20 protein-coding genes are annotated in these 21472 nt (G+C 67.6%); 7 read left to right on the top strand and 13 right to left on the bottom strand.

Annotated features, from left to right (window positions below):
- Nucleotides 1–7 precede the first annotated feature (7 nt).
- Both dapB and bamE read right to left on the bottom strand, forming a co-directional pair.
- Nucleotides 8–805, bottom strand: a complete 798-nt coding sequence (gene dapB, locus HWX36_RS24885) for a 4-hydroxy-tetrahydrodipicolinate reductase (RefSeq protein ID WP_175955680.1) — start codon at nt 803–805, stop codon at nt 8–10.
- A gap of 62 nt (nt 806–867) precedes the next feature.
- Nucleotides 868–1686, bottom strand: a complete 819-nt coding sequence (bamE, locus tag HWX36_RS24880; protein WP_175955679.1) for an outer membrane protein assembly factor BamE — start codon at nt 1684–1686, stop codon at nt 868–870.
- A gap of 142 nt (nt 1687–1828) precedes the next feature.
- Here bamE and fur point away from each other — a divergent pair, with 142 nt between their 5' ends.
- Nucleotides 1829–2257: a ferric iron uptake transcriptional regulator gene (gene fur / locus HWX36_RS24875; protein ID WP_034182711.1), complete on the top strand. Its 429-nt coding sequence runs from the start codon at nt 1829–1831 to the stop codon at nt 2255–2257.
- Nucleotides 2258–2445: 188 nt separating this feature from the next.
- Here the strand turns inward: fur and HWX36_RS24870 are convergent, their stop codons facing one another.
- The 3 genes from HWX36_RS24870 to HWX36_RS24860 all read right to left on the bottom strand — a co-directional run bounded on the left by HWX36_RS24870 (nt 2446) and on the right by HWX36_RS24860 (nt 5412).
- Nucleotides 2446–2964, bottom strand: coding sequence for an ureidoglycolate lyase (locus HWX36_RS24870; RefSeq protein WP_175955678.1), 519 nt, complete (start codon nt 2962–2964; stop codon nt 2446–2448).
- Between the two features lie 14 nt (nt 2965–2978).
- A complete protein-coding gene (alc, locus tag HWX36_RS24865) occupies nt 2979–3986 on the bottom strand; it encodes an allantoicase (RefSeq protein WP_175955676.1) in 1008 nt (335 codons plus the stop codon).
- Between the two features lie 103 nt (nt 3987–4089).
- Nucleotides 4090–5412: a C4-dicarboxylate transporter DctA gene (locus HWX36_RS24860; protein ID WP_175955674.1), complete on the bottom strand. Its 1323-nt coding sequence runs from the start codon at nt 5410–5412 to the stop codon at nt 4090–4092.
- A gap of 213 nt (nt 5413–5625) precedes the next feature.
- On the opposite strand from HWX36_RS24860, the gene HWX36_RS24855 reads away from it, so the two are divergent.
- Nucleotides 5626–6348, top strand: coding sequence for an FCD domain-containing protein (locus HWX36_RS24855; RefSeq protein WP_175955672.1), 723 nt, complete (start codon nt 5626–5628; stop codon nt 6346–6348).
- A 62-nt stretch (nt 6349–6410) separates the two neighbouring features.
- Here the strand turns inward: HWX36_RS24855 and cynR are convergent, their stop codons facing one another.
- The gene (gene cynR, locus HWX36_RS24850) at nt 6411–7301 is read right to left on the bottom strand and encodes a transcriptional regulator CynR (RefSeq protein WP_175955670.1); all 891 of its coding nucleotides are present in this window, start codon (nt 7299–7301) and stop codon (nt 6411–6413) included.
- A gap of 305 nt (nt 7302–7606) precedes the next feature.
- Here cynR and HWX36_RS24845 point away from each other — a divergent pair, with 305 nt between their 5' ends.
- Nucleotides 7607–8806 (top strand): MFS transporter, encoded by a 1200-nt coding sequence (locus HWX36_RS24845; protein WP_175955668.1) that lies wholly within the window; start codon nt 7607–7609, stop codon nt 8804–8806.
- Between the two features lie 113 nt (nt 8807–8919).
- Here HWX36_RS24845 and HWX36_RS24840 read toward each other — a convergent pair whose 3' ends face one another.
- The gene (locus HWX36_RS24840; RefSeq protein WP_175955666.1) at nt 8920–9978 is read right to left on the bottom strand and encodes an L-idonate 5-dehydrogenase; all 1059 of its coding nucleotides are present in this window, start codon (nt 9976–9978) and stop codon (nt 8920–8922) included.
- Nucleotides 9979–9994: 16 nt separating this feature from the next.
- Nucleotides 9995–10768 (bottom strand): SDR family NAD(P)-dependent oxidoreductase, encoded by a 774-nt coding sequence (locus tag HWX36_RS24835; protein ID WP_175955664.1) that lies wholly within the window; start codon nt 10766–10768, stop codon nt 9995–9997.
- A 151-nt stretch (nt 10769–10919) separates the two neighbouring features.
- Here HWX36_RS24835 and HWX36_RS24830 point away from each other — a divergent pair, with 151 nt between their 5' ends.
- Nucleotides 10920–11822: a LysR substrate-binding domain-containing protein gene (locus HWX36_RS24830; protein ID WP_175955662.1), complete on the top strand. Its 903-nt coding sequence runs from the start codon at nt 10920–10922 to the stop codon at nt 11820–11822.
- Nucleotides 11823–11898: 76 nt separating this feature from the next.
- Here HWX36_RS24830 and gap read toward each other — a convergent pair whose 3' ends face one another.
- Nucleotides 11899–12909, bottom strand: a complete 1011-nt coding sequence (gene gap / locus HWX36_RS24825) for a type I glyceraldehyde-3-phosphate dehydrogenase (protein WP_006485712.1) — start codon at nt 12907–12909, stop codon at nt 11899–11901.
- Between the two features lie 87 nt (nt 12910–12996).
- Nucleotides 12997–15069: a transketolase gene (gene tkt, locus HWX36_RS24820; protein WP_175955660.1), complete on the bottom strand. Its 2073-nt coding sequence runs from the start codon at nt 15067–15069 to the stop codon at nt 12997–12999.
- Nucleotides 15070–15285: 216 nt separating this feature from the next.
- Between tkt and speE the strand changes: the two genes are divergently transcribed.
- From speE to HWX36_RS24805, 3 genes are all read left to right on the top strand, one after another.
- The gene (gene speE / locus HWX36_RS24815) at nt 15286–16143 is read left to right on the top strand and encodes a polyamine aminopropyltransferase (RefSeq protein WP_175955658.1); all 858 of its coding nucleotides are present in this window, start codon (nt 15286–15288) and stop codon (nt 16141–16143) included.
- A 151-nt stretch (nt 16144–16294) separates the two neighbouring features.
- The gene (locus tag HWX36_RS24810) at nt 16295–16711 is read left to right on the top strand and encodes a VOC family protein (protein WP_175955656.1); all 417 of its coding nucleotides are present in this window, start codon (nt 16295–16297) and stop codon (nt 16709–16711) included.
- Nucleotides 16712–16728: 17 nt separating this feature from the next.
- Complete coding sequence (locus HWX36_RS24805; RefSeq protein WP_175955654.1) at nt 16729–17496, top strand: 16S rRNA (uracil(1498)-N(3))-methyltransferase; 768 nt, start codon at nt 16729–16731, stop codon at nt 17494–17496.
- 204 nt (nt 17497–17700) lie between these two features.
- On the opposite strand, the gene HWX36_RS24800 is transcribed toward HWX36_RS24805, so the two are convergent.
- From HWX36_RS24800 to HWX36_RS24790, 3 genes are all read right to left on the bottom strand, one after another.
- Nucleotides 17701–18264 (bottom strand): barstar family protein, encoded by a 564-nt coding sequence (locus tag HWX36_RS24800; RefSeq protein ID WP_175955652.1) that lies wholly within the window; start codon nt 18262–18264, stop codon nt 17701–17703.
- Nucleotides 18265–18280: 16 nt separating this feature from the next.
- Nucleotides 18281–18712 carry a ribonuclease gene (locus tag HWX36_RS24795; protein WP_034182701.1) on the bottom strand — a complete coding sequence of 144 codons (432 nt, stop codon included), beginning with the start codon at nt 18710–18712 and terminating at the stop codon, nt 18281–18283.
- 378 nt (nt 18713–19090) lie between these two features.
- A complete protein-coding gene (locus HWX36_RS24790; RefSeq protein ID WP_279613400.1) occupies nt 19091–21433 on the bottom strand; it encodes an NADP-dependent malic enzyme in 2343 nt (780 codons plus the stop codon).
- Nucleotides 21434–21472: the final 39 nt, after the last annotated feature.

Here is a 21472-nt window from a genome sequence, read left to right as displayed (position 1 = left end):
CGTGGTGTCAGCGCAGGCCGAGCACGTCCTGCATGTCGAACAGGCCGGCGCCGCGCGCCGACAGGAAGCGGACCGCGCGCAGCGCGCCCTGCGCGTACGACACGCGGCTCGACGACTTGTGCGTGATCTCGATGCGCTCGCCGATCCCGGCGAACAGCACGGTGTGATCGCCGACGATGTCGCCGCCGCGCACCGCAGCGAAGCCGATCGACGACGGATCGCGCTCGCCCGTCACGCCGTGGCGGCCGTACACCGCGCAGTCGTCGAGCGAGCGCCCGAGCGCGCCGGCGACGGCTTCACCCATCATCAGCGCGGTGCCCGACGGTGCGTCGACCTTGTGGCGATGATGCGCCTCGATGATCTCGATGTCGTAGCCGTGCGAGAAATGCTTCGCCGCGAATTCGAGCAGCTTCAGCGTGACGTTCACGCCGACGCTCATGTTCGCCGCGAACACGATGCCGATCTTGCCCGCCGCGGCCTGCAACCCGGCCTTCTGCTCGGCGGTGAAGCCGGTCGTGCCGATCACGAGCTTCACGTCGTGGCGCAGCGCGGCCTCGATATGGGCCATCGTGCCTTCCGGACGCGTGAAATCGATCAGGTAGTCGGCCTGCGCGAATACGGCGTCGAGGTCGGCACTCAGCTTGACGCCGGTGTCCTTGCCGAGGAACGCGCCGGCGTCCTGGCCGAGGAACGGCGAATCGGCGCGGTCGAGCGCGCCGACGAGCTGCGCGTCGGAATCGTTGAGAACGGCTTCGATCAGCATCCGGCCCATTCGGCCCGATGCCCCGGCAATCGCAATCTTCATGGCTTTCTACACGACAAGTCTAAAGGCGGGCGGCGCATGCCGCCCTGTTTCCGCACGCGGACTTACTGCGCCGGCGCGGTGATCGGCTGGTTCTGCAGCGTATCCGAGCCTTGCGGGCCGACCGGCGGCGACGCCTCGTTCGACGCGTTCGGCGGCGGCGGACGATGGAACTGGAACTGCGGCTGGATCGCCGGAACCGCGCCCGGCGGCTGGCCGCCCGGCACCGGCGCACCGCCGGCAGCCTGCGTGGACGGCGCGAACCGCCGTGCGGCCGTGCCCTGGCCCGACACCTGGTTGGTCGCGCGGTTCGCCGCACGGGCGGCCTGCGCGTTCGCCTCCTGGTCGTCCACCGCACCGGACACCGGCGCGGCGGACGGGCTGGCGACAGCCTCCGGCGCCGGCGCGCTCGCCGCCGCTTGCGCGGCGCTCGCGGCTGCGGCAGCCTCGGCGGCCTGCTTCGCCGCTGCGGCCGCCTTCGCCTTCTTGCCGCCGCGGTCGCCGTCGATATCGGCCAGCAGGTCGAGCTCCGAAGGCAGGTTGTCCGCCCCCGTCCAGCCCGCCAGGCGATCGCCCGAGAACGTCACGACGAGATCGCGCTGCTGGACGACTGCCGTCGAGCCACGCTTGAAGTAGAAGAGGTAATCCCAGCGGTCGGCGTGGAACATGTCGGCCAGCAGCGGGGTGCCGAGCAGCGCGCGCACCTGCTCGCGCGACATGCCGACCTGCAGCTGCGCGGCTTTCTCCTGCGACACGAAGTTGCCTTGCACGACGGTGATCCGGTAGGGGGTGATGCTCTGCGCGATGCGCTGCGTCACGCTGTCGTACGACGAACAACCAGCCAGCGCGGCAACGGCGGCGGCAGCGATGATGACACTCCGCATGCGGCTCCTCTGAAAGTGCGAAAGAGATTCTGGAATCATTTCCCTCACCGTGCAGGCCCGCGTCGCAGGCCGCGCGTGTTTCTGGAACGGCGAAAAGCCGGTAACATTGAAGCCCTGCATTGTACTCTAGGGATGCCTAGCCATGACCAATCCGACGGATCTCAAGAATATCGGGCTAAAGGCCACCCTACCGCGCCTCAAGATTCTCGAGATCTTCCAGCAAAGCCCGGTGCGCCACCTGACGGCAGAAGACGTCTACCGGAACCTGCTCAACGAGCAGCTCGACATCGGGCTGGCCACCGTCTACCGCGTGCTGACGCAGTTCGAGCAGGCAGGCCTGCTCTCGCGCAGCAACTTCGAATCCGGCAAGGCCGTGTTCGAACTGAACGAAGGCTCGCACCACGACCACCTCGTGTGCCTCGATTGCGGCCGCGTCGAGGAATTCTTCGACGCCGAGATCGAAGGCCGCCAGCAGGCGATCGCGAAGGAGCGCGGCTTCCGGCTTCAGGAGCACTCGCTCGCGATGTATGGTTCCTGCACGACCGAGAACTGCCCGCACCGCAAGCACTGATTCGCGCGCTCCGCGCACGCAGCACGGCCCGGCCGGCATCTCGCCGCCCGGGCCGTGTTCTTTTCGGGATAGCGGCAACGCGCCGCCGCGTGAGTCGTGTGCAGTCGTGCGCCCCAGGCTTTCGAAAACCCTTCGACAAGTCCGCCCGGGCTGCCGCCAGGCAGCCGGAGCCCGGCATTGCACTTGCGTCAGGCCGCGCAGGCCGGCTCGAACTCGAGCGCCCAGGCGCGCTCGAGCGGGATCTCGTCGCAGTTCGGTTGCGTGCCGCCGCGATCGATGATCACGAAATCGCTGACCGCATCGAGCGCAAGCAGCGGATGGTGCCAGACGCCCTTCGCATAATTCACGCCCTGCCAGCCTTGCGCGAGGAACGCGCGCATCGCGTCGGGCCGGAACTCGCCGGCCGGCGCGACGACGATCGCGTAGCGCGACACGGCCGCGAGCGGAATGAACGCCTGGCTGCCGTGCGGATGGCGCTCCATCAGCGTGAGCGCGACCGGCAGCGCGCGCGGCTGCGCACGGAACACGCTGACGAGCGGACGACCGCCGTCCGCGCACACATCGATCGTCGCGAGATCGTGGAAGCGCTCGGTCGTGCCGCCGTTGATCGGGAAATGACGTGCGCCTTCGAGCGCGATCACGTCGCCGAACGGCGCGAACGCTTCGCGCGTCAGGCGCTCGACGCGCAGGATGGGGGATTCGCTCATGCCGTTGCCCTCCCTCAAGCCGGCTCGCCCCACAGACGCAGGCGCGACACGCCGCCGTCCGGGAAGATGTTGAAACGCACGTGCGTGACGGGGCCGAGCGCGGCAAGCCGGTCGAACGTGTGGACGTGGTCCATCTGCAGCTTCTGCTCGCCGAGCAGTTCGGCCCAGAACATCGCCTGCGTGACGAGCGAATCGTCGGTGCCGCCCATGACCCGCGCGGCCTGCAGCGAGCAGCGGTCGGGGAAATTGCCCTTGAAGAACGCGGTATCGACCTCGACGCGCCGGATGATGCCCGGCCGCGCGAGCGCGACGATCGCCCAGTCGTTGCCGGGCTCGCGGCGCCGCCGCGTTTCCCAGCCGTCGCCCATGTTCACGCCGCGCCCCGGCATCAGCATCTGCGACGCCGGGCCGAAGTGCTGGTTGTTCGCGGCCACCAGGTAGCCGCCGTTCTCGATTGCCGCGAGATCGACGAGCTCGCCAGCCGGCACCTGGCGCCAGTCGCGCTGCGGCAAGCCGTACACGCGCAGCCGCGCGAGGCCACCGTCCGGGTACAGGTTCACGCGCAGGTGCGTATAGGGCCGTGCATCGTCGACGCTCACGTAGTGATGCGAATTGCCCTGCAGCGTCGTCGCCGGGACGATCGGGCGCCATTCGGCGTCGTCGGGCGGCGTGTCGCCTTCGGCGACGCACGCGTCGATCGACGCGGCCGGCGGGAAGTTACCGGTGAAGTGGCTCGTATCGAGGTCGACGCCGTAGATCACACCCGGCCGCGCAAGCCGCACCACGCAGAAGTCATGGCCGGTCGTGCGCTTGCGGCGCGTTTCCCAGCCGTCCATCCACTTGCCGTGGTCGTCGTACTTGCCGGGAATGAACACGGCCGGCTCGGGATTCAGCATGCGCTCCTTCGGCGCGAAGAATTCATCGCTGGCAAAGAGCGCCTGCGCCCCGAGGCGCGGGTCGGCGAGATTCATGTAACGCCGCGTGAAGGCCGGCGCATTCGGATCAAGGATGGGGGCTGCCATGTCGTCTCCTGATATTTGATGGCGTGCCGGCGCATCGAGGCGCCGGCCGCATGAATTCCGGTTGCGCGGAGCGACCTGGGGAAGCCGCCCCGCGCGGTGGCGCTCAGAGCGCGTGAGCCTGGTCGCCGGCGACCGGCGCCGCGCGATCTTCCTCTTCGGCCGGCACGTAGCGCAGCTCGCGGTTCAGCACGCGTTTCGCGCGGGCACGATCGATGTCGTTCTCCCACACCGCGACGACCACCGTCGCGACGCAGTTGCCGATCAGGTTGGTCAGCGCGCGGGCGATGCCGACGAACCAGTCGACCGGCAGGATCAGCACGAGGCCGAGCACCGGAATCGCGGGAATCGCCGACAGGGTCGCCGCGAGGATCACGATCGCCGAGCCCGGGATCCCGTGCGCACCCTTCGACGTGACGAGCGACACGAGCAGCACGACGATCAGGTCATGCGTCGACAGCGGCGTGTTGGTGGCCTGCGCGATGAACAGCACGGCGAGCGTCAGGTAGATCGAGAAGCCGTCGAGGTTGAACGAATAGCCGGTCGGGATCACGAGGCCGACCGTCGAATCCTTCACGCCCATGTATTCGAGCTTGCGCATCACCTGCGGCAGCACCGCATCCGACGACGCCGTACCGAGCACGATCGACAGTTCCTCGCGCAGGTAGCGGATCAGCTTGAACACCGAGAAGCCCGCGAGCCGCATCACGATGCCGAGCACGACCGTGACGAACACGAAGCAGCTCAGGTAGAACACCGCGACCAGATAGCCGAGCTGCTTGAGCGACGCGACGCCGTACTTGCCGGTCGTGAACGCGATCGCACCGAGCACGCCGAGCGGTGCGAGCTTGATGATGAAGCCGATGATCCGGAAGAACACGTGCGACAGTTCCTCGATCAGCGAGTTGACGCGCTGCGCCTTGTCGCCGAGCAGCGACAGCGCGGAGCCGAACAGCACCGCGAACACGAGGATCTGCAGGATGTCGCCCTTCGCGAACGCGTCGATCGCGGTCTCGGGGATGATCTTCATCAGGTAGCCGGCCGTGTCCTTCAGGCTTTCGGCGTTCTTCGCATAGGACGCGAGCGACGACGCATCGAGCGAACGCAGGTCGATGTTCATCCCGACGCCCGGACGCGTGAGCCACGCAAGCACGAGCCCGATGCCGAGCGCGAGCGTCGTCATGACCTCGAAGTAGATGACGGCCTTCAGGCCGACCCGGCCGACCTTCTTCAGGTCGCCCGCGTTGGCCATCCCGCTGACCACGACGCAGAACACGATCGGCCCGATCACCATCTTGATGAGCTTCAGGAAGCCGTCGCCGAGCGGTCGCAGCGACTCGGCGAAATGCGGGAAGAACGCGCCCAGCGCGATCCCTAGAACAAGTGCGACGACTACCCGGCCAAACAGCGAGTTGAGGAATTTCGACACGGCGCTCTCCCGATCCAACGGTTGCAGTTTCGTCTGTTCATACTGGTAAGACCAGTGATGTTATGGGGGATAGTAGGAAGCCGATATAGTGGCGTCAAGGACGGACAAAATAGGGATTTCCCGCCCCTACCGCGCCGGGTTTCGATGCACCGGACAGGGGCAGATCGTGGCTTTCCCGTAGGCCGGCCATGCACCGCCTGCGTGCGGATTACAATGCCGGTCAGACCGGCCAAAGTTCACATCATGAAAAACGTTCCGCATACCGTGACCGACGCCGCCATCGCGACGATCCGCGACCGGATCGAGGCAGGCGTTTATCCGGTCGGCAGCCTGCTGCCGGCCCAGCGCCAGCTCTCCGAGGAGCTGGAGATCAGCCGTGCATCGCTGCGCGAGGCGCTCTCGACGCTCGAGGCGCTCGGGATGCTGCGCATCCGCGCCGGCAAGGGCGTGTATGTCGAAAGCGCGCAGGCCACGGCCGCGCACGCATGGCAGTTCGCCGAGGAGTCGTCGCCGCCCGACACGTACCAGATGCGCTATGCGCTCGAAGGGTTCGCCGCGCGGATGGCCGCGCACGTCGTCAGCGACGACGACATCGCGTGGTTCGAGGACAACCTCGCCGACCTGCACGTCGCGCTCACCGAAAGCGCGCTCGACGAGGCGTCGCAGCTCGACTTCGACTTCCACATGCGGATCATCCATCTCGCCGGCAACGCGGCGATCGAATCGGTGCTGCGCAGCAGCGCGGACATCATGAAGGAAAGCCAGCGCATGCCGTTCTACCGGCGCGAGTTGCTGCTGTCGACGTGGCAGGAGCACCGCGCGATCGTCGACGCACTGATCGCGCGCGATGCGGCCGCCGCCGGCACGGCGATCGAAACGCACATCGCGAACGCCGCGCAGCGCGCGGGCATCTTCTTCCCGACGCCGCGCACGTAATGCGGCCGGGCGGTCGGGCGATCGAGCGGCTGCCCGCCGCGCACGCCGGCCGGTCGTAGCAGTCAAGCTCCCGACGGATCGCGATACGCAAGCGCACGCTCGATGAACGCGCGCGCCGCGACGCTGCGGTACGCGCCCTTGCGTGTCAGCAGCGCGGCCGTGCGCGCGGGCAGCGGCGGATCGATCTCCAGCGCGCACAGGTCGGCGCTCTCGCGCGCGACCGCGTCGGGCAGCACCGTCGCGAGCCGGCCGCCCCGCACGAGCGCCAGCACCGCGCTGATCGTATTCGTCTCGATCGCGATCTTCGGCCGCGCGCCGTGCTCGATGAAATACCGGTCGATGCGCTCGCGCGTCGCGAACGCGCGGCTCAGCAGCACCAGCGGCTCGCCGCCGAGCTCGGCCGGCGTCAGTGCGCGGCGGCGCCGCGCGAGACGATGCGTGCGGCCCGTCACGAGCGCGAGCGGCTCGTCCCACAGCGGCAACGCGTCGATGTCCGGCGCGCGCGGCGGCATGAACGCGAAGCCCGCGTCGAGCCGATCGTCGGCGAGCAGCGCCTCGATGCGTTCCTGCGGCATCGCATCGATCGTCAGCGTGACGTTCGGATAGTCGGCATGGAACCCATCGATCAGCGAGCCGCTCAGGTAGGCCGCGAAGGTCGGCATCATCGCGAGCCGCAGCGATCCGCTGCCGAGATCGGCGACGTCGTGCAGCGCGCGCTGCCCCGTATCGAGCTCGTGCAGCGCGGCGCGCGCATGGCGCGCATAGACCTCGCCGAATTCGGTGAGCTGCACCGTGCGGCCCGAGCGGTCGAACAACTGCACGCCGAGCGTTTCCTCGAGCTGGCGCACCTGCTGCGACAGCGTCGGCTGCGAGACGTGCAGCGCGTCGGCCGCGCGCGTGAAACTGCGCTGCTCGGCGACGGCCAGGAAATAGCGGATGTGGCGCAGTAGCATGGCGGCCGACGTATTGGTTTGACCAATGGAGACCATAACGATCCAGTCTTGGACGCTATGGTTCGACTCCCGCATCATACGCACATCCGTTCCCGTGCATCGCGGCTGTCACCGCACTGGAACGGCTCGCCCGGGCCCGCCCTGCCTCCGCACGACGATCCGCCGCCCGCCCGATCCGGGCCCGGCCGCGATCCGCCCGGCGCGCATCGGCTCACCGCCGATCCGTCGACGCCGGCCCCGATTTCCGCCACCCCGCGCAGCCGGCGGCCCCGTGCCGCCGGACGGCGCCGCTGTTTTTCGCGACCATGGAACCGCATCACGACACCCATCCTCCCCTCACCCGCGGCATGACGCTGCTGTTCGCCTGCGCATGCGGCATCGTCATCGGCAACATCTACTACGCGCAGCCGCTGCTCGCCGCGATCGCGCGCAGCTTCGGGCGCGCGCCGGCCGAGCTCGGCTATCTCGTCACGCTGACGCAGCTCGGCTATGCGGCGAGCCTGCTGCTGATCGTCCCGCTCGGTGACGCGGTCAACCGCCATACGCTGATCGTGCGGCTGCTGATGCTCAATGTTGTCGCACTGATCGCGGTCACGTTCAGCACGAACTTCACGATGTTCGTCGTCGCGAACGTCGCGGTCGGCTTCGTCACCTGTTCGACGCAGCTGCTCGTGCCGTTCGCCGCATCGCTCGCCGATGCGCGCTCGCGCGGCCGCGCGGTCGGCACCGTGATGAGCGGGCTGCTGCTCGGCATCCTGCTCGCGCGCGTGGCGGCCGGCGCGATCGCCGACGGGTTCGGCTGGCGTGCGGTGTACGGCGTCGCGGCGGTGATGGTGGCGGCGCTGACCGTCGTGCTCGCCATGAAGCTGCCGAAGGACCGCCGCGAGGCGCGCCTCGACTATGCGGCGCTGATGAGGTCGCTCGTCGCGCTGGTGCACGCGCAACCGCTGATCGCACTGCGCTCCACCTACGGCGCGCTCGTGTTCGCGTGCTTCAGCCTGCTGTGGACGGGCCTCACGTTCCTGCTGAGCCAGCCGCCATACAGCTATTCCGAAGGGCAGATCGGCCTGTTCGGCGTCGTCGGCGCGGTGGGCGCGCTCGCGGCGACGTCGGCCGGCCGGCTCGTCGATCGCGGGCACGGCAATGCGGCGACGGGGTTGTTCGCGGCGGCCGTGCTCGCGTCGTTCGCGCTGATCGCGACCGGCGCACACGCCCTTGCAGCGCTGATCGCGGGCATCCTGCTGCTCGACGTCGGCGTGCAGGGCATGCACATCTCGAACCAGAGCGTGATCTATGCGCTGGCCGGCAACGCGCGCAGCCGCGTGACGACGATCTACCTGACGAGCTACTTCATCGGCGGCGCATTCGGTTCGTTCGCGGCGAGCGTCGCGTACGGCGTCGACGGCTGGCGCGGCGTGTGCGTCGCGGGCGCGGCGCTTGCCGGTGTGTTGATCGCGCTGTGGCTCGTGTCGCAGCGCATCGGCGTGCGGCAGGTCACGCAGTAATGCGGTCAGTCGTTTCCTTGCCACCATGAGAAAAGGCACGCCTCGCGAATCGCGGGCGTGCCTTTTCTCCGATGGGGTCGAGACCGTCGCGCGCTAGCGCGTGACCGCGATCGTCACGCAGCCTCGTCCGCGAAGTCGATCAGCACCTTCATCGCGCGCTGCCGGTCGCCGGCCAGTTCGAACGCGAGGTTCGCATCGCGCATCGGGAACACGCGCGTGACGGCCGGGCGCAGGTCGACGCGCCCCGCATTGATGAGTTGCACCGCGAGCGCGAATTCGGCGTGAAAACGAAACGACCCGCAGATCGACAACTCCTTCGCGACCACGACGTTCTGCGGCAGGCTGACATCACCGCCAAGCCCGAGCTGCACGACGACCCCGCGCGGACGCATCACGTCCAGCCCGTCGCGCAGCGCGCGCGCATTGCCCGAACACTCGATCATCATGTCGAACGTGCCCTTGTCGGCACCGTAACGCTCGACCCAGCCGGCATCGGCCATTACGTTGATCGTGCGGTCGGCGCCGAGCGCGCTCGCCACTGCCAGCGGCGCCTCGACGACGTCGGTCGCGACGATCTCCGCCGCGCCGTGCACGCGCGCCGCCGCGACCGCCAGCACGCCGATCGGCCCGCAGCCCGACACGAGCACGCGCTTGCCGATCAGCGGGCCCGCGCGCAACACCGCATGCAACCCGACGGCGAACGGTTCGGCGAGCGCCGCGAGCGACAGCGGCACGTGATCGGCGACCTTCACGCACTGCACCGCGTCGCACACGAGTGCGTTGCGGAACGCGCCCTGCACGTGCGGCATCCGCATCGCGCTGCCGTAGAAGCGCATGTCGAGACACTGGTTCGGCAGCCCTTCGAGACAGTAGCGGCACGCGCCGCACGGCCGGCTCGGATTGACCGCGACGCGATCGCCGACCTTCACCGACGTCACGTCCGGCGCCACTTCCGCGACCGTGCCGGCCACCTCGTGGCCCAGCACCATCGGCTGCTGCAGCCGGATCGCACCGAAGCCACCGTGCCGGAAGTAATGGAGATCGGAGCCGCAGATGCCGCCCATCGCGACATCGACGCGCACCTGGCCCGGGCCGATCTCGCCCGCGTCCTGCTCTTCCACCCGCAAGTCGTTCGGCCCGTGGATCACGACACACATGCATCGCATACGCATGACATTCCTCCCTTTCCTAAACGGCGGCGGTCAGGCCGCCGTCGACGAACAGCGTCTGGCCGTTCACGAAATCGGACGCGGCCGATGCGAGGAAGATCGCCGCACCGCACAGCTCGTCGACGCGCCCCCAGCGCCCGGCCGGCGTGCGCTTGCACAGCCAGTCCGAGAACGCTGCGTCGTCGACCAGTGCGCGGTTGAGTTCGGTTTCGAAATAGCCGGGCGCGAGGCCGTTCGCCTGGATGCCGTGGCGGGCCCAGTCGGCACACATCCCTTTCGTCAGCATCCGCACCGCGCCCTTGGTCGCCGCGTACGGCGCGATCGTCGGCCGCGCGAGCTCGCTCTGCACCGAGCAGATGTTGATGATCTTCCCATGGCCGCGCGCGATCATGTGCCGCGCGACGGCCTGCGCGACGTTGAACACGCCGTCGAGGTTCACGCGCATCAGCGCATGCCAGTCGTCGGGCTCGAAGGCGTCGAGCGGCGCGCGGCGCTGGATGCCCGCGTTGTTCACGAGGATGTCGATCGCGCCGACGCGCGCCTCGAATTCGTCGATCGCCGCGCGCACCTGTGCGTGCTCGGCGACGTCGAATACCGCATGGTCGGCCGCGAAGCCTTCGTCGCGGAAATGGCGCGCGAGCGTCGCGGCCTTCTCTTCATTGCGATCGTTGATGACGATCGCCGCGCCGGCTTCCGCCAGCCCGCGGGCGAGCGTCAGCCCGATCCCGCGTCCGGAACCCGTGATCAGTGCGCGGCGGCCGTCAAGGCGGAACCGTTCAAGCGCGTGGGTCATGCGTGTCTCCTCGTGCCAGTCGAGCCGGCGGCCCATCGCGGCCGGTCTCGCGTCGACGGTATCTTCGGCTACCGGCCGCTTGCTGCGCCAATGGTCTTTTTTGATCCGGTTATCATGAAATTTGATTACCGCCCGATCCGGCCCGCCGCCCATGGAACTCAAGCAATTGCGCGCCTTCGTCACGCTCGCCGAAGAGCTGCATTTCGGGCGCGCCGCGCAGCGCCTGTTCATCGTGCAGCCCGCACTGAGCATGCAGATCAAGGCGCTCGAGGAAGCACTCGGCGCGCGCCTGTTCGAGCGCGACCGGCACAAGGTCGAACTGAGCGATACGGGGCGCGTGTTCCTGCCCGAGGCGCGCGCCACGCTGCAGCAGGCCGCGCGCGCGGAGCAGATGGCGCGGCTGTCGAGCCGCGGCGAGATCGGCACGCTGCGGATCGCGTTCGTGTCGTCGGTGCTGCCCGTGCTGCTGCCGGCCGTGCTGCGCACGATGCGCGAGCGCTATCCGCTGATCACGCTCGAACTGAAGGACCTGCCGACGCCCGACCAGATCGCCGCGCTGCGCGACCGGCGGATCGATTTCGGGATGATCCGGCTGCCGGCCGCGTATGCGGGTATCGACACGCGCGTGGTGCTCGAGGAAGGCTTCGTCGTCGCCCTGCCGCTCGACCATCCGCTCGCCGCGCACGATGCGATCACGCCCGCCGCGCTGCGCGGCCAGCCCGCGTTCGTGCTCGCGCGCCGCTACGCGCCGGGCTTTCACGACGACATGCTGCTCGCGCTGAGCCGCGCGGGCACGACGCTCGAGATCGCGCAGGAGTTCGGGGAATTCACGACGATGCTGGCGCTCGTCGCGGCGGGGATGGGAATCGGGCTGATTCCGGCGCAAGCCGCCAGCGCGCTGCCGCCGAACGTACTCGCGCGGCCGCTCGACCTGGCCGGGCACAGAACGGGCATCGGCCTCGCGTGGACCGACCTCGACAGCCCGCTCAAGCGCGCGTTCGTCGCCGCGCTCGAAGAGGCGACGGCGGCATCAGCCAACGACGGCGGGCAATAAAAAAACCCGGCCGGAAAACCGGGCCGGGCTCGTTCGCTACGCCGGCCGCGTTGCGGCGGCCGCGCAACGTGCGGGATTACTTCGCGTTCGCGAATGCGACAGCCGTATCCAGCATGCGGTTCGAGAAACCCCACTCGTTGTCGTACCAGCTCGACACCTTGACGAGGCGGCCCGACACCTTGGTCAGCGTCGCGTCGAACGTCGACGAAGCCGGGTTGTGGTTGAAGTCGATCGACACCAGCGGTGCATCGTTGTAGCCGAGGATGCCCTTCAGCGCGCCTTCCGATGCTTCCTTCATGATCGCGTTGACTTCCTCGACCGTCGTGTCGCGCTTCGCGATGAACGACAGGTCGACGATCGACACGTTGATCGTCGGGACGCGGATCGCGTAGCCGTCGAGCTTGCCGTTCAGTTCCGGCAGCACGAGGCCGACGGCCGAAGCGGCGCCCGTCTTCGTCGGGATCTGGCTGTGCGTGGCCGAACGCGCGCGGCGCAGGTCTTCGTGATAGACGTCCGTCAGCACCTGGTCGTTCGTGTACGCGTGGATCGTCGTCATCAGGCCGGTTTCGAGGCCGATCTTGTCGTTCAGCGGCTTGACGAGCGGCGCGAGGCAGTTCGTCGTGCACGATGCGTTCGAGATCACGGTGTGCTCGGCCTTCAGCACGTCGTGGTTCACGCCGTAGACGATCGTCGCGTCGACGTCCTTGCCGCCCGGCGCCGAGATGATCACCTTCTTCGCGCCGCCCTTCAGGTGCGCGCTCGCCTTTTCCTTGGTCGTGAAGAAGCCCGTGCATTCCATCACGACGTCGACGCCGAGCTCGCCCCACGGCAGCTCGGCCGGGTTGCGGTTCGCCAGCACGCGGATCTTGTCGCCGTTCACGACGAGGTAGTCGCCGTCGACCGACACTTCGCCCGGGAACTTGCCGTGCGCGGTGTCGTACTGGGTCAGGTGCGCATTGGTCTTCGCATCGCCCAGATCGTTGATCGCGACGATCTCGAGATCGTGCTTCTTGCCGTTTTCATAAAACGCGCGCAGCGTGTTGCGGCCGATACGGCCGTAGCCGTTGATTGCGACGCGAATCGTCATGGTCTATCTCCTGATGGCTGAAAAAATTCGTTTCGTGCAGCTTCACGGTGCGACGCGCGCGAGGGGTGGCGCGCGTCGCGTATGTCTTTAGGCCAGCACGGCCTTGGCGGTCTCGACGACGTGTTCGACAGTGAAGCCGAAGTGCTTGAACAGCACGCCGGCCGGCGCCGATTCGCCGAACGTGTCGATCCCGACGACGCCGCCTTCGAGGCCGACGTACTTGTGCCAGAAGGCCGTCACGCCCGCTTCGATCGCGACGCGGCGCACGCCGTGCGGCAGCACGCGCTCACGGTACTCGGCGTCCTGGCGATCGAACACGTTGGTCGACGGCATCGACACGACGCGTGCCGCGATGCCCTGCTGCGCGAGCGGCTCGACGGCCTTCATCGCGAGTTCGACTTCCGAGCCCGTCGCGATCAGGATGATCTTGCGCGCGACGATCTCTTCGTCCCAGTCCTTCAGCACGTAGCCGCCCTTCTCGATGTTCGCGATCTGCGCATCGGTACGCGGGTTGAACGCCAGGTTCTGGCGGCTGAAGATCAGGCTCGACGGACGGTCGGCTGCGATCGCGTGGGTCCACGCAACGGCCGTCTCGACCGTGTCGGCCGGACGCCAGACGTCGTGGTTCGGGATCAGGCGCAGGCTCGACACGTGCTCGATCGACTGGTGCGTCGGGCCGTCTTCGCCGAGGCCGATCGAATCGTGCGTGAACACGAAGATCGACGGCACCTTCATCAGCGCGGCCACGCGCAGCGCGTTGCGGCTGTAGTCGGAGAACGTCAGGAACGTGCCGCCGAACGGCTTGTGGCCGCCGTGCAGCGCGAGGCCGTTGATCGCGGCGCTCATGCCGAATTCGCGCACGCCGTAGTTGATGTGGTTGCCCAGCTGGACGCCCGGGCCTTCCGGATTCGCACGGACCGCCTTCGATGCCTTCCAGTTGGTCAGGTTCGAGCCGGTCAGGTCGGCTGAGCCGCCGAGCAGTTCGGGCAGCGCGGCGGCCAGGCCTTCGATCGCCTGCTGCGACGCCTTGCGGGTCGCCACCGTCTCGCCGCGCTCGTTCGCACCGGCGATGATCGCCGCGGCCTTCTCGGCCCAGTCGGCCGGCAACTGGTTGGCCATCCGGCGCTCGAATTCGGCGGCTTCCGCCGGGAACTTCGCGCGATAGGCAGCGAACGTCGCGTTCCATTCGGTTTCCGCGCGCTTGCCGGCTTCCTTCGCGTCCCACGCCGCATAGACTTCCTGCGGAATCACGAACGGCGCCCACGTCCAGCCGAGCGCTTCGCGCGTCTTCGCGATTTCTTCCGCGCCGAGCGCCGCGCCATGCACGTCGTGGCCGCCTGCCTTGGTCGCCGCGCCCTGGCCGATCACCGTCTTGCAGCAGATCAGCGTCGGCTTGTCCGACAGCTTCGCCTTCGCGATCGCTGCGTCGACCGCGTCGACGTCATGGCCGTTCACGTTCGGGATCACGTTCCAGCCGTAGGCCTCGAAACGCTTCGGGGTGTCGTCGTGGAACCAGTTCACGACGTCGCCGTCGATCGAGATGCCGTTGTCGTCGTACAGCGCGATCAGCTTGTTCAGCTTCAGCGTGCCGGCGAGCGAGCAGGCTTCGTGCGAGATGCCTTCCATCAGGCAGCCGTCGCCGAGGAACACGTACGTGTGGTGATCGACGATCTTCGCGCCGTCACGGTTGAACTCGTCGGCCATCAGCGCTTCGCCGAGCGCCATGCCGACCGCGTTCGCGAGACCCTGGCCGAGCGGGCCGGTGGTCGTCTCGACGCCCGGCGTGATGCCGTACTCCGGGTGGCCCGGCGTCTTCGAGTGCAGCTGGCGGAAGTTCTTCAGCTCTTCCATCGGCAGGTCGTAGCCGGTCAGGTGCAGCAGCGAGTACAGCAGCATCGAGCCATGGCCGTTCGACAGCACGAAGCGGTCGCGGTCCGCCCAGTGCGGGTTCGTCGGGTTGTGCTTCAGATGGCGCGACCAGAGCGCGACGCCGATTTCGGCCATGCCCATCGGCATGCCGGGGTGGCCGGAGTTCGCTTGCTGGACGGCGTCCATCGCGAGCGCACGGATCGCGTTGGCCATCAGGGTGGTGGAGGCGGGAGACGAAGTCGTCATGTCGAGTCCGGAGAACGAGTCGAGGAAACGGGGGCACGGCGGCATCCGGAAGCTCGAGCGTCAATCGTTCCCGGCGCGCGGTGCGGCGCCTGACGGACGCGAAGCGGACGGAGCCTACGGACGGGGCTGCAAAGCTCGTCATTTTAACAGATGGGCTGACATTTCCCTTGTCCATGCACGGTGTTCCGGCACGGTTTTCCGTCAAACCGCCCGCCTCCTATAATTCAGACGTCGGAACTGCCAGCCCTGAGCGGCCCACCCGTGAGCACGACGCTTCTCTTTCACCCTACGCCCGATGCCGCCTACGGCTTCCCGAACGCGCGGCGGCTCGCGCGCGTCGCGTCCCCGCACCAGCAGATCGAGGTCTGGGAAACCCCGCAGCTCGGCCGCCTGTTTACGCTGGACGGCAGGCCGATGACGTCGGTCGGCGACGAGTACGTCTATCACGAGTGCATGACGCACCCGGCCGCGCTCGCGCATCCGTCGCCGCGCCGTGCGCTCGTGCTCGGCGGCGGCGACGGCGGCGCGGCGCGCCAGTTGCTCAAGCATGCGTGCATCGAGCGGATCGTGATCGCAGAACTCGACGACGAAGTCGTCGGAATGGCGCGCCGTTATCTCGACGACGTGCATCAGGGTGCGCTCGACGACCCGCGCGTCGAGGTCGTGATCGGCGACGCCGCGCATTTCGTCGAGTCGACCGTCGAGCATTTCGATCTCGTCGTGTTCGACCTCACGCCGCCCGATTCGCCGGCGGCCGGCCTCTATACGCGCGCGTTCTATGCGCGGCTCAAGCGGATCCTGACGCCGTGCGGCGCGATCTCGATGCACCTCGGCTCGCCGGTGTTCCACGCGACGCGCATCGCCGCGCTGCTCGACGACCTGCGCGCGAGCTTCGCGGTCGTCGATCCGTTGTCCGCGCACGTGCCGCTGTACGGCTCGCAGTGGCTGATGGCCATCGCGAGCGATACGCTCGACGCGGCCGCGCTGTTCGCACACGACATCGACGAACGGCTCGCGGCCCGCCGCGTCCAGGGTTTGCGCTACTACGACGCGCGGCTGCATGCGTCCCTCTTTGCCCTGCCGTGCGCGCTGCGCGATACACTGGGCGTCCGCCGCTGAGCGTCCGCGCGGTCGCCCGGCTTCCGTTTTCCTTCACGTCTTCGCAGGATTCGCGATGCACGGCACCGCGGCAAAACGCGCGCCGCCCCCTGAACGAACGCCCGGGCACGGACTCAGAGCACGTGCCCAGGCGCCCCCACAGGAGATTTTCATGACCGATCCACGTCCGGCCAACGTGCCTTGGTTGACGCCCTACCTGGCCGTACGCAATGCGCGCGCGGCCATCGATTTCTTCAAGGCCGCATTCGGCTTCGAGCTGCGCGACGTGCACGACGAAGACGGCGCGATCATGCACGTCGAGATGGCCTATCGCGGCCAGTTGATCGTGATGTTCGCGCCCGAAGGTGCATTCGGCTCGACCGCGCTCACGCCGAAGAGTGCGAACGCCACCGCGCCGCAATCGTTCTACCTGTATGTCGACGACGTCGACGCCACCTGGCAGCGCGCGCTCGACGCGGGCGCGAAATCGCTGAGCGCGCCGCAGGATCAGTTCTGGGGCGACCGGTTCGCACAGATCGAGGATCTCGACGGCTACCGATGGGCGCTCGGCCGCCGTCTCGACACATGACCCAAACCGTTACACGCATGAACGAAGCCACCACCACCGCGGCCGTGCCGCGCTTTTTCGTCGACGCGGCACTGCGCGCCGACGCCACGCTTGCGTTGCCGGCCGACGTCGCGCGCCACGCGCAGGTGCTGCGCCTGCAGCCCGGCGACGTGCTCGCGCTGTTCGACGGCACCGGCGGCCAGTACCGCGCACGGCTCGTCGAGATCGACAAGCGCAGCGCGCTCGCGCAGATCGACACGTTCGAACCGGCCGAAGCCGAGCCGCCCTATCGCGTGACGCTCGCGCAAGGCATCGCCGGCGGCGACAAGATGGACTGGGTGATCGAGAAGGCCGTCGAGCTCGGCGTGGCGGCGGTCGTGCCGCTGTCGACCGCGCGCGGCGTCGTGAAGCTTTCCGGCGAGCGCGCGGACAAGCGCGTCGCGCACTGGCGCGGCGTCGTGCGCGCGTCGTGCGAGCAATGCGGGCGCAACCGCATACCCGACGTCGCGCCCATCGCCGGCTTCAACGCATGGCTCGATACGCTGCCGGCCGCACCGGCCGACGGCGCGCTGCGGCTGCTGCTGTCGCCGCGCGCGAGCATCCCGTTCGCGTCGCTGCCCGACGCGCCGCCGGCCGCGACCGTCACGCTGCTGATCGGACCGGAAGGCGGACTGTCGCCCGACGAGGAAAACGCGGCCCGCGCGCGCGGGTTCACCGCGCTGTCGCTCGGGCCCCGCGTGCTGCGCACCGAGACGGCCGGCGCGGCCGTGCTCGCGGCGCTCGCGGCGCGTTGGGGCGGATGGTGACGGGCAGTCGCGCCGCCGCAAGACGGCGCGACACGCCCTGAACGCACGCCACCCGGTCGCGCTCGAAAACGGTGCCAGATAAAAGGCGGACGTCAGGGAGCGAAGCGCCGCGCCGGCCTGCGCGCCTCGCGCGGACGCAAAAAAGCCCGCTCGAAGCGGGCTTTTGACGGGGGTTCGCCGGATCGGCCGCTGGCCGACGCGTGCTTACGCGAACGAGTAGAACACGCGGAACGCGACCTTGCGCTCGGCCCAGAATTCGGCCGCCTCGCGGAACACGTCGAGCAGCGTCTCGCGCCCTTCCTTGTCGAACTTCTGCGCGATCGGCAGCCCTTCGAGGACGATCACGAAACCGGGCTGCGCGCCGGCCTTCGCGACGAGGTCGGTCAGGGAATCGTACAGCGCGTCGTAGTTCTTCCCGAAATGCTTCGGGAACAGGAACGACGTCGCGATCGTTTCCATCACTTCCTGCTTCGACTGCGCGGCGCCGCAATACGCATACAGGAAATGCTGGCCGAGCCGACCGGCTTCGTCGGCGAGATCCTGCACGCGGAACGCGCGGATCGACTGCACGAGATTGGGTCGCACGGTCGTGAAAAGGCTCATAGGCTCCTCGTTCGATGAAAGCCCGGGCTCGGCTTCCTGTTGCTCCGGCGTGCTGCCAGCCTGCGCCGCCGCGTGCAGCTGGATCACGCGCTGAAACAGATTGCCGTCGCCGGCCGCGAACAGTTCCGCCGCCGCCGTATCGTGCGCGTAGATGGAGTCGCTCATGCCATTCGTCCCGAAGTCATTCAACAATACGTTTAAAACTGTTGTAGTGGTCGCCCGTGTAATAACAGTTGTCGATCCGGCGCAATGGCCCGCCACAGACGATCCGGCGCGCACCGCGATTGCGGGCACGCGGCGTCGGCACCGTGTACTCATGGTAGTAGCCGCGCTTCGCTTTTGGCAGGATCCGCTCGCGGTTGCCAAACACGACGCCGTCTTTCTCGTACGGATAGGGGCCGCCCGCGCCGATCAGGCCCAGCGTGGTCACGGCCTCGCGCGGAAGACGGGCGGTCGGGATCGTATCGAGCCCGCTGGCGGCCACGTCGGCCGAAACGGCCTCCCGTGCGTAAGCGGCGGAAACCAGACTGCCCGTCGGCGTGCCGACGATACCCATCGCGAACATCGCGAAGACGGACGCGAGCGCGCCGTTGCGGAGCCACTTGCGTGCCATGAACCAGGGTTCCCGCTGTTAAATCAAGTAGTTGACGACCAACAAAGGCGTTAGCGTAGCGTTATTGGCCGCGCGAATCAATGTCCGTTTGGGAATCGAAAGTGTCGCGATACCCGGAATGGCGCATTTTTTACCCAAATAACACTACATTTATCTTGCATGAGATAAAATACGAGCGGCATCTCTCGTACGGCAAGACCCTGCCTCCTTGCCGCGCTCGCTACCCGGAGTGGAGAGATGCTGCTGTTGCTTTGAGGGAAGCGCGTTTGCGCCCTGCCCGACGGCGTGCCCATGGCGGGCACGCCTCTTTTTGCTTTTGTTTACAATTTCGCCCGACGCGCCAGGCCGGTTCGACCCGGCTGGCGCGTTCGTTTTGGCTCAGCGCGTGGCGTTCACGTCGGCGACCAGCAGCGCCGCCATATTGACGATGCGGCGAACGGTCGCCGATTCGGTCAGCACGTGCACCGGCTGCGCGGCGCCCAGCAGGATCGGCCCAATCGCGATGTTGTTGCCCGCGGCCGTCTTCAGCAGGTTGTACGCGATGTTCGCGGCGTCGATGTTCGGCAGGATCAGCAGATTCGCTTCGCCTTCCAGCGTCGACTCCGGCAGGATTTCCTTGCGCAGCGCCGCGTCGAGCGCGACATCGCCGTGCATCTCGCCGTCAACCTTCAGCTCCGGCGCACGTTCCTGCAGGATCGCGAGCGTATCGCGCATCTTCTTCGCCGAAGGGGCATTGCTCGTGCCGAAATTCGAGTGCGACAGCAGCGCGACCTTCGGCTCGATGCCGAAGCGGCGTACTTCTTCCGCCGCCATGATCGTGATCTCGGCCAGTTCTTCCGGGGTCGGATCGACGTTCACGTGCGTGTCGACGAGGAAAATCTGGCGGCCCGGCAGAACGAGGCCGTTCATCGCCGCGTACACGCTGCAACCCGGGCGCTTGCCGATCACCTGGTCGATGAAGTGCAGGTGGCGGTGCGTGGTGCTGATCGTGCCGCAGATCATCCCGTCCGCTTCGCCCTTCTTCACCAGCATCGAGCCGATCAGCGTCGTGCGGCGGCGCATCTCGACGCGCGCGAGCTGCTCGCTGATGCCCTTGCGCGCCATCATCTTGTAGTACGTCTGCCAGAAGTCGCGGTAGCGCGCGTCGTGCTCGGTGTTGACGACCGTGAAGTCGACGCCCGGATTCAGCCGCAGGCCGTAGCGCTGGATACGGTGCTCGATCACGCCCGGGCGGCCGATCAGGATCGGCGTCGCGAGTTTTTCGTCGACAATGATCTGAACGGCGCGCAACACGCGCTCTTCCTCGCCTTCCGCGAATACCACGCGCTTCCTCTCTTCCGGCGCGGCGCGCGCGATCTGGAAGATCGGCTTCATCGTCGTGCCACTGTGGTACACGAACTGCTGCAGGTGGACGCGGTACGCCTCCATGTCCTCGATCGGGCGCGTCGCGACGCCGCCGTCCATCGCGGCCTGCGCGACGGCCGGTGCGATCTTCACGATCAGGCGCGGATCGAACGGCTTCGGAATCAGGTATTCAGGCCCGAACGACAGGTCCTGGATGCCGTACGCGGTCGCGACGATGTCGCTCTGCTCGTGCTGCGCGAGCTCGGCGATCGCATTGACGGCCGCGATCTCCATTTCACGCGTGATCGTCGTCGCGCCGACGTCGAGCGCGCCGCGGAAGATGAACGGGAAGCACAGGACGTTGTTGACCTGGTTCGGGTAGTCGGTGCGGCCGGTGGCCAGCACCGCGTCCGGACGCACTTCGAGCGCGAGTTCCGGCAGGATTTCCGGCGTCGGGTTCGCGAGCGCGAGAATCAGCGGGCGCTCGGCCATGCCCTTCACCATCTCCTGCTTCAGCACGCCGGCGGCCGACAGGCCGAGGAAGATGTCCGCGCCGTCGATCACCTCGGCCAGCGTGCGGGCGTCGGTTTCGCGGGCGAAACGCTCCTTGTCCGGGTCCATCAGTTCGGTGCGGCCCTTATAGACCACGCCGGCCAGGTCGGTCACCGTGATGTTCTCGAGCGGCAGGCCGATGTCGACCAGCAGGTCGAGACACGCGAGCGCGGCCGCACCTGCGCCGGACGCGACGAGCTTGACCTTCTTGATGTCCTTGTTGACGACCTTCAGCCCGTTCGTGACGGCCGCGGCCACCACGATCGCAGTGCCGTGCTGGTCGTCGTGGAACACCGGAATCTTCATCCGCTTGCGCGCTTCGCGTTCGACGATGAAGCAGTCCGGCGCCTTGATGTCTTCCAGGTTGATCCCGCCGAAGGTCGGCTCCAGCGCGGCGATCACGTCGACGAGCTTGTGCGGGTCCGACTCGTTCAGCTCGATGTCGAACACGTCGATGCCCGCGAACTTCTTGAACAGCACGGCCTTGCCTTCCATCACCGGCTTCGACGCGAGCGGGCCGATGTTGCCTAGACCGAGCACCGCCGTACCGTTCGTGACGACGCCGACCAGGTTGCTGCGCGCGGTGAAGCGCGCCGCATTGAGCGGATTCTCGACGATCTCCTCGCACGCGTACGCCACACCCGGCGAGTACGCGAGCGCGAGGTCGCGCTGGTTGATCATCTGCTTGGTCGGGGCGATCGCGATTTTCCCGGGGGTCGGGAATTCGTGATAGTCGAGCGCGGCTTCGCGGAGCTTGGCTTTGGAGGAGGCTTGGGTGGACATGTGTCTCTTGACGGGCGGATTAGAATAACTCTTCGACGGCATTGTAGCGCCAATCATCGGCCGCAAGACCGGCGATTCGGG

Origin of the sequence: Burkholderia sp. BCC0405, assembly GCF_902833075.1 — a bacterium.
Lineage (GTDB): Bacteria > Pseudomonadota > Gammaproteobacteria > Burkholderiales > Burkholderiaceae > Burkholderia.
The sequence above is the reverse complement of the archived record's forward strand: the minus strand, read 5'-3'. Positions and strand labels throughout refer to the sequence as shown.

Excerpts from the sequence above, each read along its gene's own strand:
- dapB (WP_175955680.1), bottom strand. The coding sequence starts at position 805 with ATGAAGATTGCGATTGCCGGGGCATCGGGCCGAATGGGCCGGATGCTG.
- bamE (WP_175955679.1), bottom strand. The coding sequence starts at position 1,686 with ATGCGGAGTGTCATCATCGCTGCCGCCGCCGTTGCCGCGCTGGCTGGT.
- fur (WP_034182711.1), top strand. The coding sequence starts at position 1,829 with ATGACCAATCCGACGGATCTCAAGAATATCGGGCTAAAGGCCACCCTA.
- HWX36_RS24870 (WP_175955678.1), bottom strand. The coding sequence starts at position 2,964 with ATGAGCGAATCCCCCATCCTGCGCGTCGAGCGCCTGACGCGCGAAGCG.
- alc (WP_175955676.1), bottom strand. The coding sequence starts at position 3,986 with ATGGCAGCCCCCATCCTTGATCCGAATGCGCCGGCCTTCACGCGGCGT.
- HWX36_RS24855 (WP_175955672.1), top strand. The coding sequence starts at position 5,626 with ATGCCGGTCAGACCGGCCAAAGTTCACATCATGAAAAACGTTCCGCAT.
- cynR (WP_175955670.1), bottom strand. The coding sequence starts at position 7,301 with ATGCTACTGCGCCACATCCGCTATTTCCTGGCCGTCGCCGAGCAGCGC.
- HWX36_RS24845 (WP_175955668.1), top strand. The coding sequence starts at position 7,607 with ATGGAACCGCATCACGACACCCATCCTCCCCTCACCCGCGGCATGACG.
- HWX36_RS24840 (WP_175955666.1), bottom strand. The coding sequence starts at position 9,978 with ATGCGTATGCGATGCATGTGTGTCGTGATCCACGGGCCGAACGACTTG.
- HWX36_RS24835 (WP_175955664.1), bottom strand. The coding sequence starts at position 10,768 with ATGACCCACGCGCTTGAACGGTTCCGCCTTGACGGCCGCCGCGCACTG.
- HWX36_RS24830 (WP_175955662.1), top strand. The coding sequence starts at position 10,920 with ATGGAACTCAAGCAATTGCGCGCCTTCGTCACGCTCGCCGAAGAGCTG.
- gap (WP_006485712.1), bottom strand. The coding sequence starts at position 12,909 with ATGACGATTCGCGTCGCAATCAACGGCTACGGCCGTATCGGCCGCAAC.
- tkt (WP_175955660.1), bottom strand. The coding sequence starts at position 15,069 with ATGCCGCCGTGCCCCCGTTTCCTCGACTCGTTCTCCGGACTCGACATG.
- HWX36_RS24810 (WP_175955656.1), top strand. The coding sequence starts at position 16,295 with ATGACCGATCCACGTCCGGCCAACGTGCCTTGGTTGACGCCCTACCTG.
- HWX36_RS24805 (WP_175955654.1), top strand. The coding sequence starts at position 16,729 with ATGAACGAAGCCACCACCACCGCGGCCGTGCCGCGCTTTTTCGTCGAC.
- HWX36_RS24800 (WP_175955652.1), bottom strand. The coding sequence starts at position 18,264 with ATGAGCGACTCCATCTACGCGCACGATACGGCGGCGGCGGAACTGTTC.
- HWX36_RS24795 (WP_034182701.1), bottom strand. The coding sequence starts at position 18,712 with ATGGCACGCAAGTGGCTCCGCAACGGCGCGCTCGCGTCCGTCTTCGCG.
- HWX36_RS24790 (WP_279613400.1), bottom strand. The coding sequence starts at position 21,433 with ATGCCGTCGAAGAGTTATTCTAATCCGCCCGTCAAGAGACACATGTCC.